Raw genomic sequence first — 13697 nt, 5'->3', positions numbered from 1 at the left:
ACTATTTGACCTCGACCACAGTGCCCTGCAACCGCTGCAAGGCTTCGTTCACGGCTTGCGGCATCAGCTGGCGCAAGCAGTTGTAATGACCGAAACGGCACGTGCGATCGAAGCACGGACTGCATTCGATGCCCAGGCGTACCACTTCGACGTGCTCGGCCAGCGGCGGGGTAAAACCCGGCGATGTCGAGCCATAGACGGCCACCAGCGGGCGGTTCAGCGCGGCGGCGACGTGCATCAGGCCGGAGTCGTTGGACACCACCGCGTCGGCGCAGGACATCAGGTCGATGGCTTCCGCCAGCGAGGTGCCGCCGCTGAGGTTGACCGCCTCTTCACGCAGGCCGGGAATCAGCCGCGCACGGATATCTTCGCCCACTGCGTGATCGTTTTTCGAACCGAACAGCCAGACTTGCCAGCCTTCGCGAATCTTCGCTTCGGCGACCTTGGCGTAATGCTCGGACGGCCAGCGCTTGGCCTCGCCGAACTCGGCGCCGGGGCACAGGACCAGCACCGGACGGTCGAGGGTCAGGTCGAATTTGGCCAGCGTCGCTTCGCGGGTGACCGGGTCGATCTGCAAGCTCGGGCGAGGATAAGGGGTCGGCAGTTCGGCGCCGGGCTCAAACGCCAGGGCCATGAAGCGCTCAATCATCAACGGATAACGTTCTTTATCCAGCGTGCGCACGTCATTGAGCAGGCCGTAGCGGAATTCGCCACGCCAGCCGGTGCGTTTCGGGATGCCGGCGAAGAACGGCACCAGCGCCGACTTCAGCGAATTGGGCAGCAAAATCGCCTGGTCGTATTGGCCGGCCAGGGATTTTCCGATGCGCCGACGGGTCGCCAGCTCCAAGGCACCGTGGCCGAGCGGAAAGCTCAAGGCCTGCCGGACTTCGGGCATGCGCTCCAGGATCGGCCGGCTCCACTCGGGGGCCAGGACGTCGATTTCGCATTGCGGGTGGCGTTGCTTGAGGCACTGAAACAGTGTCTGCGCCATCACCATGTCACCGACCCAACTGGGCCCAACGATCAGAATTTTCATGTGGTTTCCAAAAACAAACCGGGGAGGCCTACGCCTCCCCGCCTCGAGAATTCTACAAAACACTGCAGATCTACTGTGCGAGCAAGCCCGCTCCCACATTGGGTATCCAGTGTTACAACTATCCGGTTTCAGCTTAACCCCAGATCGCGCCAGATCCGCACTACCTGTCTCCGTTCATCTGCGAACTGATCGCCTGGTATCACCCCGGCGTCCTTCTGCAAGGCCTGCCGGTGAGCGGCGGAGCGGTAGGCTTTATAGGCCTCGCGCAACAAGTTGGCGTCTTCGACGGGCATCAGCCCTTCGTGTTCCAGCTCTTCCAGAATGCGGATGTTGTCGGTCCAGCGCAGCAATGGCGGGTGTGTTTCGGACCACGCCAGGGCCGCGTATTGCACCATAAATTCAATATCGACGATACCTCCGGCGTCCTGCTTGAGATCGAACGGCGCCGTGGCCTCGAAGGCATTTGCCCCGGTGCCGGCCGCGGTGCTCTTGCTGCCAAGGTTGTCGCGCATCTTGGCGCGCATCTCGCTGACCTCCTGACGCAAGGTCGACAGGTCCCGCGCCTTGCCCAATATCGCCGCGCGCACTTTCTCGAATGCCTGGCCGACATCCTGACTGCCCACCAGAACCCGCGCGCGCACCAACGCCTGATGCTCCCAGGTCCAGGCTTCATTTTCCTGATAGCGGGCAAACGCCCCCAGCGAACTGACCAACAACCCCGATGCACCGGACGGTCGCAGGCGCATGTCCACTTCATACAGCTGGCCGGAGTTGGTCTGCGCCGTCAGCAAGTGAATGATCCGCTGCCCCAACCGGGTGAAAAATTGCGCACCATCAATCGGTTTAGGCCCGTCGGTTTCTGCTTGCGGATCGCCGTCGTGGATGAACACCAGGTCGAGGTCCGAACCATGCCCCAATTCCAGTCCGCCGACTTTCCCATAACCGACAATGATGAAGCCGGGATCGCACAACGTGCCGTCGGTGCGCAGCGGCGTGCCGTACTTGGCCACGGTCTGGCGCCAGGCCAGGGCCAGCACTTGTTCGAGGATCGCTTCAGCGAGCCAGGTCAGGTAATCGCTGACTTTCATCAACGGCAGGCTGCCGGCAATTTCCGAGGCGGCGACGCGCAAGCGATGCGCCAGTTTGAAATGGCGCAGGGCTTCCATTTGCTGTTCGAGGTCGTCCTCGGGAATCCGCGTCAGGCGCTCGCGCAACTCGGCGGCCAGTTCCGGCGCCAGCGGCGGCTTGAATAGCCGGCCTTCGTTGAGCAATTCGTCGAGCAGCAGCGGGAAACGGGTGATCTGTTCAGCGATCCACGGGCTCGCAGCGCACAAGGTCAGCAAGCGGCGCAGCGCACCGGGGTTTTCAGTCAGCAACACCAGATACGCCGAACGACGGGCCACGGCTTCCACCAGCGGCAACACGCGCTCCAGCACCAGATCCGGATTGGCATGTTCGACGGCCTGAGCCAGCAAACGGGGAATAAAGGCATCAAGGCGTTCTCGGCCCAAGCGCTGCATCGCTCGCAATTGCGGGCTGCCGCGCAAACCGGCCAAGGCTTTCAGGGCATTGGTGGCGTCCTTGAAACCGCCCTCTTCCAACTGCCGGCAAGCCGCCTCTTCGTCCTGAGCCTCTTCCCACAGCGGCAGCCATTCGCCGCCGACCACCACTTCGCTTTCAGTGCCTTCCTCTTCATCAGGATCGGCAATCACCTGAGCGAAGTGCCAGGCCACGCGACCACGCCAATACATCAGTTGCTCGTGGAAAGCATCCCAGTCGGCGAAGCCCAACATAAAGGCAATGCGCGCCTGATCCTGCGCGCCGTCCGGCAGCATCTGGGTCTGGCGGTCGGCGATCGCCTGGATCGCGTGTTCGGTGTAACGCAGGAATTCGTAGCCTTCGCGCAACTCACTGATCACCGCCGGCGGCAGGTAACCCTGACCTTCCAGCGTGCTCAGTACTTTTAATAGAGGGCGTTGTTGCAGGCTCAGGTCGCGGCCGCCGTGAATCAGCTGAAAGGCCTGGGCGATAAATTCGACTTCGCGGATGCCGCCGGAACCGAGCTTGATGTTGTCGGCCATGCCCTTGCGCCGCACTTCCTGCTGGATCAGCTGCTTCATGGTGCGCAGCGCTTCGATGGCCGAGAAATCCAGGTAACGCCGGTAAACGAACGGGCGCAGCATGTCCTGCAATTGCGCGCCGGCCACTTGATCGCCGGCCACCACCCGCGACTTGATCATCGCGTAGCGTTCCCAGTCGCGGCCCTGATCCTGGTAATACTGCTCCAGCGCATTGAAGCTCAAGACCAATGCACCGGCCGAGCCGTATGGCCGCAAGCGCATGTCAACGCGAAACACGAAGCCGTCGACGGTCATCGGGTCCAGCGCCTTGATCAGACGCTGGCCAAGACGGATGAAGAATTCCTGGTTATCCAGTGAGCGTTTCACCCCGACGGTTTCGCCGCCCTCGGGGTAGGCGAAGATCAGGTCGATGTCCGACGAGAGATTGAGCTCCACGGCGCCGAGCTTGCCCATGCCGAGGATGACCATCTGCTGCGGCTCGCCACTGCGGCGGCCGGTCGGCACGCCGAATTGCTGGCAATGACGCGAATATAACCACTGATAGGCCTGATCGATGCTCGCATCGGCCATGTCCGAGAGGTCGCGGCAGGTCTGGACCAGATCGGCCTGACGGGTCAGGTCACGCCAGATGATCCGCACTTGATGACGGGTGCGCTGGCGACGCAGGACGCGGCCGAGCTCGTCTTCGGTTTGCGCTGCATTCACCGCCGCCCCAATTTGCGCGCACAGCTCGCCGGGCGCGAAGCTGCGGTCCAGTTCGCGGGACTGCACCAGGGCCAGCAACATCAAAGGGTCACGCACACTCTGTTCAATCACAAAGTCGCTGGCCGCCGCGACACGGGCGAATTGCGCCCAGCGTTCAGGTGTCCAGGTCGACAGGCCATGGTCATCTTCAAGTGCCGCAACGGCGGTACGGAACGACTGCTCGGCACGGGTGACAAACGGCTGGAGAATGGCGGGCAGTTCGGCAAGCGCGGGAAGGCTCATGGTCTATCCTTGATCGGCGTAGAACGGGTTGCATGTAGTGATTTTTCATATTGCACTACGTGGAGGACTGTCGAACAAAAGTTAGAAATAGCTGAAAATTCTTTATTTTTGGCAGTGAACATCAAGCTTTCACCTTTTGTGGTTGGTAAAAGACCAACCTTAACGATTATTCTCACAACGCAGCCGGAGGCCACAAGCCATTCATCTGTAGTTTTACTACTCGTATATACATTCGAAAGGCTGAAATGCCCGAAGATTTGTAGTAAAACTACACGCCGCCGGAACAACCTCTCGGCAATCCAAGAATTTATATCGTCTGCCCACAAGGCCAGTCGCAAACTCAGGCAACCGATTCTGGAAGCCTTTCCGCCCTGGAGCAAGCCATGCAAGACCTCGATCCCGTCGAAACCCAGGAATGGCTGGACGCCCTGGAATCGGTTCTCGACAAAGAAGGCGAAGACCGCGCTCACTATCTGATGACCCGTATGGGCGAATTGGCGACCCGCAGCGGTTCGCAACTGCCTTACGCCATCACCACGCCATACCGCAACACCATTCCCGTTACCCACGAAGCACGCATGCCTGGCGACCTGTTCATGGAACGCCGCATTCGCTCGTTGGTTCGCTGGAACGCGATGGCCATGGTGATGCGTACGAACCTGAAAGATTCTGACCTGGGCGGTCACATCTCCAGCTTCGCCTCCAGCGCAACCTTGTACGACATCGGCTTCAACTATTTCTTCCAGGCCCCGACCGACGAACACGGCGGCGACCTGATCTACTTCCAGGGTCACACCTCGCCAGGCGTTTACGCCCGTGCGTTCATGGAAGGCCGCATCACCGAAGACCAGATGAACAACTTCCGTCAGGAAGTCGATGGTCAAGGCCTGTCGTCCTACCCGCACCCGTGGCTGATGCCTGATTTCTGGCAGTTCCCGACTGTATCCATGGGTCTGGGCCCGATCCAGGCGATCTACCAGGCACGCTTCATGAAGTACCTGGAAGCCCGCGGCTTCATCCCTGAAGGCAAGCAGAAGGTCTGGTGCTTCCTGGGCGACGGCGAGTGTGACGAGCCGGAATCCCTGGGCGCGATCTCGCTGGCTGGCCGCGAGAAGCTCGACAACCTGATCTTCGTCATCAACTGCAACCTGCAGCGCCTCGACGGCCCGGTTCGCGGCAACGGCAAGATCATCCAGGAACTCGAAGGCGTTTTCCGCGGTGCTCAGTGGAACGTGACCAAAGTCATCTGGGGCCGTTTCTGGGACCCACTGCTGGCCAAGGACGTCGACGGTATCCTGCAACGTCGCATGGACGAAGTCATCGACGGCGAGTACCAGAACTACAAAGCCAAAGACGGCGCGTTCGTGCGTGAACACTTCTTCAACTCGCCAGAACTCAAGGCGATGGTTGCTGATCTGTCCGACGACGAGATCTGGAAACTCAACCGTGGCGGCCACGACCCGTACAAGGTCTACGCGGCGTACCACGAAGCGGTCAACCACAAAGAACAACCAACCGTTATCCTGGCCAAGACCATCAAGGGTTATGGCACCGGTGCCGGCGAAGCGAAGAACACCGCGCACAACACCAAGAAGGTTGATGTTGAAAGCCTGAAGCTGTTCCGCGATCGTTTCGACATCCCGGTCAAGGATGAAGAGCTGGAAAACCTGCCGTTCTTCAAGCCAGAGCCAAACAGCGCCGAAGCCCGCTACCTGAGCGAGCGCCGCACTGCACTGGGCGGTTTCGTACCACAGCGCCGCGCGCAGAGCTTCAGCGTGCCAACGCCGCCACTCGATACCCTCAAGGCCATCCTTGATGGCTCGGGCGACCGTGAGATTTCCACCACCATGGCGTTCGTGCGGATCCTCGCGCAACTGGTCAAGGACAAGGAAATCGGCTCGCGCATCGTTCCGATCATCCCGGACGAAGCCCGTACCTTCGGTATGGAAGGCATGTTCCGTCAGTTGGGCATCTACTCCTCCGTCGGCCAGCTCTACGAGCCAGTCGATAAAGACCAGGTGATGTTCTACAAGGAAGACAAGAAGGGCCAGATCCTCGAAGAAGGCATCAACGAAGCAGGCGCCATGAGCTCCTTCATCGCTGCCGGTACTTCGTACTCCAGCCACAACCAGCCAATGCTGCCGTTCTACATCTTCTACTCGATGTTCGGCTTCCAGCGTATCGGCGACCTCGCCTGGGCCGCTGGCGACAGCCGTACCCGTGGCTTCCTGATTGGCGGCACCGCCGGCCGGACAACACTGAACGGCGAAGGCCTGCAACACGAAGATGGTCACAGCCACATCCTGGCTGCCACCATCCCGAACTGCCGCACCTATGATCCGACCTACGGCTACGAGCTGGCGGTGATCATTCAGGACGGCATGAAGAAGATGACCGAAGAGCAACAGGACGTCTTCTACTACATCACCGTGATGAACGAGTCCTACCAGCAGCCAGCCATGCCGGCCGGTGCCGAGGAAGGCATCAAGAAGGGCATGTACCTGCTTGAAGAAGACACCCGCGAAGCGGCGCACCACGTTCAGCTGATGGGCTCAGGCACCATCCTGCGTGAAGTCCGTGAAGCGGCGAAGATTCTGCGTGAAGAGTTCAACGTCGGCGCTGACGTATGGAGCGTTACCAGCTTCAACGAACTGCGTCGCGACGGCCTGGCCGTCGAGCGCAGCAACCGTCTGCACCCGGGCCAGAAGCCTAAGCTGAGCTATGTCGAAGAGTGCCTGAACGGCCGTAAAGGCCCGGTCATCGCCTCTACCGACTACATGAAGTTGTTCGCTGAGCAAATTCGTCAATGGGTCCCGTCCAAGGAATTCAAAGTCCTGGGCACCGACGGTTTCGGCCGCAGCGACAGCCGCAAGAAACTGCGTCATTTCTTCGAAGTCGACCGTCATTTCGTGGTGTTGGCAGCCCTGGAAGCATTGGCTGACCGTGGTGACATCGAACCTAAGGTTGTGGCTGAAGCCATCACCAAGTTCGGTATCAACCCGGAAAAACTCAACCCACTGGACTGCTGAGGAGAGATTCTGTGAGCGAACTCATTCGCGTACCTGACATCGGCAGCGGTGAAGGTGAAGTAATTGAACTGTTTGTGAAGGTCGGTGACCGTGTCGAAGCCGACCAGAGCATCCTGACGCTGGAGTCGGACAAGGCGAGCATGGAAATTCCTGCGCCTAAAGCCGGCATCGTCAAAAGCATTAAAGTGAAGCTGGGCGATCGCCTGAAAGAAGGCGACGAACTGCTCGAACTGGAAGTCGAAGGTGCCGCTGCTGCGGCTCCGGCGGCTGCCGCTGCGCCAGCTGCAAAAGCTGAAGCCAAACCGGCTGCTGCTCCTGCAGCCGCCGCGCCTGCTGCTGCCCCGGCTGCCCCGGCTGCCGCTTCGATTCAGAAAGTGCACGTGCCGGACATCGGTTCGGCGGGCAAGGCCCAGATCATCGAGATCCAGGTCAAGGTCGGCGACACCGTCCAGGCTGATCAGTCGCTGATCACCCTGGAATCCGACAAGGCGAGCATGGAAATCCCATCGCCCGCCGCTGGCGTGATCAAGGCCATCAGCGTCAAGCTCAACGACGAAGTCGGCACCGGCGACCTGATTCTGGATCTGGAAGTGGCAGGTGCTGCGGCCCCTGCTGGCGCCCCAGCTCAGGCGGCTGCACCGGCCGCCACTGCTCCTGCGCCAGCCGCTGCAGCTCCGGCTGCTCCAGTGGCCGACAGCGTTCAGGACATCCACGTTCCGGACATCGGTTCGGCGGGCAAGGCAAAGATCATCGAAGTCCTGGTCAAGGCCGGCGACACCGTTGAAGCCGACCAGTCGCTGATCACCCTGGAATCCGACAAGGCAAGCATGGAAATCCCATCGCCTGCCGCTGGCGTGGTGGAAAGCGTTTCCATCAAGCTCGATGACGAAGTCGGTACCGGCGACCTGATCCTCAAGCTCAAAGTCAAAGGTGCTGCGCCTGCTGCTGCCCCGGCTCCGGCTGCTGCACCGAGTGCTCCGGCCCAAGCCGCTGCTGCACCTGCCGCCGCCGCACCGGCTGCTGCCCCGGTTGCGGCTCCAGCCAAGCCTGGCGCGAAAGTTCACGCCGGCCCGGCCGTGCGTCAACTGGCTCGTGAGTTCGGCGTCGAGCTGAACGCCGTCGGTGCCAGTGGCCCGCACGGTCGCATCCTCAAGGAAGACGTGCAGGTTTACGTCAAGGCGATGATGCAGAAGGCCAAGGAAGCACCGGCCGCCGCTGCTGGCGCAACCGGCGGCGCGGGCATCCCGCCAATTCCGGTCGTGGACTTCAGCCGCTTCGGTGAAACCGAAGAAGTGCCGATGACCCGCCTGATGCAAATCGGCGCGTCGAGCCTGCACCGCAGCTGGCTGAACATTCCGCACGTGACTCAGTTCGATTCGGCTGATATCACCGACCTGGAAGCGTTCCGTATCGCTCAGAAAGCCGTTGCAGAGAAGGCTGGCGTCAAGCTGACCATCCTGCCGCTGCTGCTCAAATCCTGCGCGCACCTGCTCAAGGAACTGCCGGACTTCAACAGTTCGCTGGCACCAAGCGGCAAAGCGATCATCCGCAAGAAGTACGTGAACATCGGCTTCGCCGTCGACACCCCTGAAGGCCTGCTGGTACCGGTCATCAAGAACGTCGATCAGAAGAGTCTGTTGCAACTGGCAGCCGAAGCTGCTGCGCTGGCCGCCAAAGCCCGCGACAAAAAGCTCACCGCTGACGACATGCAAGGCGCCTGCTTCACCATTTCCAGCCTCGGCCACATTGGCGGCACCGGCTTCACGCCGATCGTCAACGCGCCGGAAGTGGCGATCCTCGGTGTTTCCAAGGCAACCATCCAGCCAGTCTGGGACGGCAAAGCCTTCCAGCCGAAACTGATGCTGCCACTGTCGCTGTCCTACGATCACCGCGTGATCAACGGCGCCGCTGCTGCACGCTTCACCCAGCGTCTGAGCAGCCTGCTGGCGGACATCCGCACCATCCTGCTGTAACACCGACCGGCCCTCCCTCACCGGAGGGCCGCTCGCGTTCCATGTTTTCCGAGCGCCACGCTCGTACCTCAACCCCGCCAATTTGGCGGGGCTTTTTTTGCCTTGAATAAAGCTTATTCCTACAGTGGTGGCTTACATTGCCCACAACTCAAGTCCACTTCCTCCCGATATTTTCTTCGGAACAGCAACTAGTCTTAGTTGGACTGAAACTTAATAAAACCACATCAGCTACTTCTTGCTTCGTTAGAAATTACTTCGAATGGAATCGAACATGTTCAAACCGACTGTCGGCCCGATTATGGGCCACACTACAACTAATCACGCGCGCATTTTTATGCGCGGAGAACTTCAAGGTAATGCCTTGGTATTTGCAGGAGTTCGTTATCGCCGCCAAGGCGAAGCCCATTGGTCCCGAGGCGAATTTGTTAAGTTGACGCTCTTGCGCGACATGGCCGATGTGATTGCGCTCAATCAGCTGGCCAGCGACACCGAGTACGAATATCAGGCCGGCTGGTTCAGCCCGATGAGCCCGGTGCATACCGTGGAAACGGTCCAGGAACTGCCACTGCAATGGCCACGGGAGGTTTACCGGTTCCGCACCCGCTCCAGCAAGACCACCACGCCACGAGCTTACATGGTCGGCTCATGCCGCTATTTACGCATGACGGCAGGCATTGCATCGGCGCCGAAACGGGGTGACCGGATTTTTGCCTCGATTGCCGATTTGGCCCAGCAGGTTGACCCGCCTGTCAGCGCGATGCTGATGACCGGCGACCAAATTTATGTCGATGACTTGAACCTCGTTGCTCCCGACCGCGAATACAAGGAAATACTCAATAAGTATCGTGCAGCTTTTTCCCAACCGAACATATCCAGATTAATGTCTAATTTGCCGACCTACATGATCCTCGACGACCATGAAATAGAAGACAACTGGCCTGCCAACAAAAGCAAGGGCGATGCTTACTTATATAAAAACGCCATCGCGGCTTATGAGCTCTATCAAGCCAGCCACAGTCCGGCACATGAACTTCTAGCCAACGGACAGATAAACAGAAAACTCGAACGTTATTGGTATCAATTCACCGACGGCGACATTGAATGGTTTGTCACCGACAGCCGTACTCGCCGCAACCTGTCCGCCGATGATCGCCGTATCCTCGATGAAGAACAGGAACAAACACTGCTCAAATGGCTGATCCACAGCCCGGCCCGGGTCAAATTCGTGGTCACTAGCGTGATGTTCTACCCCGACCGCAAACGCCATGGCGATGACGCCTGGAAAGCCTTTCCAGAGCAACGCCTGCGATTACTGGAGACGATTCGCACGCACCGCATCAAGAACGTCATCTTCGTCTCGGGCGATGTCCACGGCTCCCTGACCAGTCGCTTGAGCCACAGCGCAAGCCCGGACTTCGAGGTGCACACCATCGTCTCTTCGCCGCTGTGCAACAGCAAGCTGCTGCCGTACGCCAAGGCCTCCACCTTCATTCTGGATCAGCCGCTGGCGCAAACGGCGGCGGGGGACTATCGGCATGAACTGACCAGCCAAGTCGTCAGCGAGGACAACTTCGCCCATCTGATCGTTGATGGCGAGCAGATTCAGGTCAATTACCACGACCGGGACGGCAAACGATTACAAACGGTAAACATCCCACTGCACTAAGGTCATGAAGGCCAAATGCATTAGTTTTGAGCCCGCGCTGGAGAAAACGTCGCGCCTGCCGACATATTCTTATAGCACTTGGCCTTCATGTCTCTTGTCAGTCGGGGCCGCAATGATGCAACCTTGCTTCAGACAACAGTTAAGAGGGCGAGAGCCCGGCGCGATCAGCACATTCGAAGCGAGTTTCCCTCAATGAAAAGCCAACCCGATGCCGCCAGCCGTATGGTGGCCGAGGTAGTGACGCAGTTGCCTGTGCCCTCGCGGCTCGGCATGCTGCGTTTCGAACGGCTGAATGAACCTAGCTGGGCGCTGCTGTTTCTCGATCCTAATTGCGAACGCCATTTCGGCCTGCCGGCCGTCGACCTGTGTGCGCTGGTCGACTCCCCCTACGCCAGCCTGATGGAGCCCGAAGCGCGCTATCAGCTGCATGACGCGGTCCAGCAGCAACTCACCGACAGTCCGAACTACCAGATCCGCTACACCTTGCACACTGCCTCAGGCGCCTTGAATCTGCTGGAAGTGGGCGAAGCCTATAAACAGCACAATCGGCACCTGTTGCGCGGCTATCTGCTGGTGGTCGATGACCTGTTCGAGGGCTTTCAGCTTCAGCCCTCGCAGGATCTGGAAACCCAGAACTCGCGGCTGCAAATCGCCCTCGAGCTCAACCAGCGCGCCCAGCAGGAACAATTGCAGCATCTGGACCGGGTGCGCGCCCAGCAGGACCTGATCCTGTTGCTGACTCGCCAGCGCTACAGCACCAACAATTCCCTGCAGGAAGCCGCCGAGCTGATCACACGCAGCGCCTGCGACATCTACGAAATCGACTGTGCCAGCCTGTGGAACCTCGAAGGCTCGATGCTGGTGCCGATATCGGCCTATCACCGTGCCAGCAGTGAATACCTGCTGCCGGAACCGATCGACGTCAGTGGGTTCCCCGATTACCTCGAAGCCTTGCACAGCAGCCGCGCCATCGATGCTCACAACGCCATGCGTGACCCGCGCACCCGGGACATGGCCGAGAGCCTGCGCCCGCGCGATGTGAACGCGATGCTCGACGCCAGTATCCGCGTCGACGGCCAAGTGGTCGGCGTGCTGTGCCTGGAACAAACGGGGGCGACCCGCGCCTGGCAGTCGGACGAAATTGCGTTCGCCGGTGAGCTGGCGGATCAATTCGCCCAGGTCATTAACAATCACAACCGTCGCACCGCCACCAGCGCCCTGCACCTGTTCCAGCGTGCGGTCGAGCAAAGCGCCAACGCCTTTTTGCTGGTCAATTGCGACGGCGTGGTGGAATACGTCAACCCGAGCTTCACCGCGATCACCCAGTACAGCACCGAAGAAGTCCACGGCCAGCGGCTGTCGGAACTGCCGGCGCTGGAGAACCTCAGCGAATTGCTGTTCGACGCGCCCTCGGCGCTGGCCAAGAGCAACAGCTGGCAGGGCGAGTTCAAGAGCCGACGCAAAAACCTCGAACCGTACTGGGGGCAGCTGTCGATCTCCAAGGTCTACGGCGACAACCGTGAGCTGACGCATTACATCGGCATCTACGAAGACATCACCCAGACCAAACTCGCCCAGCAGCGCATCGAGCGCCTGGCCTACACCGACAACCTGACCAACCTCGGCAACCGCCCGGCGTTCATCCGCAACCTCGACGAACGCTTCGCCCGTGACACCGATACGCCGATCTGCCTGCTGCTGGTGGACATCGACAACTTCAAGCGGATCAACGACAGCCTCGGTCACCAGACCGGCGACAAACTGCTGATCAGCCTGGCCCGACGCCTGCGCAACAGCCTGAGCCCGAGCGGCAGCCTGGCGCGTTTCGCCAGTAACGAATTCGCCGTGCTGCTGGACAACACCGACCTGCACACCGGCCAACAAGTCGCCCATCAGTTGTTGATGACCCTCGACAAGCCGATGTTCGTCGACAACCAGTTGATCAGCGTCACCGGCTCCGTGGGCCTGGCATGCGCGCCGCTGCACGGTCGCGACCCGCAAACCCTGATGCGCAACGCCGGCCTGGCGTTGCACAAGGCCAAGGCCAACGGCAAGCATCAGGTCCAGGTGTTCACTGAAGCGCTGAATGCCGAGGCCAGTTACAAACTGTTCGTCGAGAACAACCTGCGCCGCGCCCTGACCCAGAACGAGCTGGACGTGTTCTACCAACCCAAGCTCTGCCTGCGCAGCGGCCGCCTGCTGGGCATGGAAGCGCTGCTGCGCTGGAACCACCCGGACAAAGGCATGATTCGCCCGGACCAGTTCATCAGCGTCGCTGAAGAAACCGGCCTGATCATCCCGATCGGCAAATGGATCGCGCGTCAGGCCTGCCGCATGAGTAAAGAACTGAGCGCCGCCGGCCTGGGCAATCTTCAAGTGGCGATCAACCTGTCGCCCAAGCAGTTTTCCGACCCGGACCTGGTGTCATCGATTGCCAACATCCTCAAGGAAGAAGCGCTGCCGGCGAACCTGCTGGAGCTGGAACTGACCGAAGGCCTGCTGCTGGAAGCCACCGAAGACACCCACTTGCAGCTCGACCAGCTCAAGCGCCTGGGCCTGACCCTGGCCATGGACGACTTCGGCACCGGTTACTCGTCGCTCAGCTACCTGAAAAAATTCCCGATCGACATCATCAAGATCGATCGCAGCTTCATCCACGAAATCCCGGACAACCAGGACGACATGGAAATCACCTCCGCGGTGATCGCCATGGCCCACAACCTGAAACTCAAGGTCGTGGCGGAAGGCATCGAGACCGCCGAGCAGCTTGCGTTCCTGCGCCGCCACCGCTGCGACGTCGGTCAGGGCTACTTGTTCGACCGGCCGATCCCCGGCGCCGAGCTGATCGAAAAGCTCAAGCGCTACCCGCGCGGCCCTCTCGTCTGACCCCACTCCTACAGGGGTAGTGCGTAACGGGAAGGGTTT

Annotated in this window: 6 protein-coding genes; 4 read left to right on the top strand and 2 right to left on the bottom strand. The window is 60.1% G+C overall.

Translation table 11 applies throughout. The features are described 5' to 3' along the window. Position 1 precedes the first annotated feature (1 nt). Both waaF and glnE read right to left on the bottom strand, forming a co-directional pair. A complete protein-coding gene (gene waaF, locus J2X66_RS18130) occupies positions 2-1036 on the bottom strand; it encodes a lipopolysaccharide heptosyltransferase II (RefSeq protein WP_310266746.1) in 1035 nt (344 codons plus the stop codon). A 128-nt stretch (positions 1037-1164) separates the two neighbouring features. Then, the gene (glnE, locus tag J2X66_RS18125) at positions 1165-4104 is read right to left on the bottom strand and encodes a bifunctional [glutamate--ammonia ligase]-adenylyl-L-tyrosine phosphorylase/[glutamate--ammonia-ligase] adenylyltransferase (protein WP_310266743.1); all 2940 of its coding nucleotides are present in this window, start codon (positions 4102-4104) and stop codon (positions 1165-1167) included. Between the two features lie 383 nt (positions 4105-4487). Here glnE and aceE point away from each other — a divergent pair, with 383 nt between their 5' ends. From aceE to J2X66_RS18105, 4 genes are all read left to right on the top strand, one after another. Further along, positions 4488-7133 (top strand): pyruvate dehydrogenase (acetyl-transferring), homodimeric type, encoded by a 2646-nt coding sequence (aceE, locus tag J2X66_RS18120; RefSeq protein ID WP_310266741.1) that lies wholly within the window; start codon positions 4488-4490, stop codon positions 7131-7133. A gap of 11 nt (positions 7134-7144) precedes the next feature. Further along, positions 7145-9106: a dihydrolipoyllysine-residue acetyltransferase gene (gene aceF, locus J2X66_RS18115; protein WP_310266740.1), complete on the top strand. Its 1962-nt coding sequence runs from the start codon at positions 7145-7147 to the stop codon at positions 9104-9106. Between the two features lie 271 nt (positions 9107-9377). Further along, complete coding sequence (locus J2X66_RS18110) at positions 9378-10772, top strand: alkaline phosphatase D family protein (RefSeq protein WP_310266738.1); 1395 nt, start codon at positions 9378-9380, stop codon at positions 10770-10772. Positions 10773-10964: 192 nt separating this feature from the next. Further along, positions 10965-13658, top strand: a complete 2694-nt coding sequence (locus J2X66_RS18105) for an EAL domain-containing protein (RefSeq protein WP_310266736.1) — start codon at positions 10965-10967, stop codon at positions 13656-13658. Positions 13659-13697: the final 39 nt, after the last annotated feature.

The sequence above is a fragment of the Pseudomonas sp. 3296 genome (genome assembly GCF_031456615.1).
GTDB lineage: Bacteria > Pseudomonadota > Gammaproteobacteria > Pseudomonadales > Pseudomonadaceae > Aquipseudomonas > Aquipseudomonas mucoides.
The sequence above is the reverse complement of the archived record's forward strand: the minus strand, read 5'-3'. Positions and strand labels throughout refer to the sequence as shown.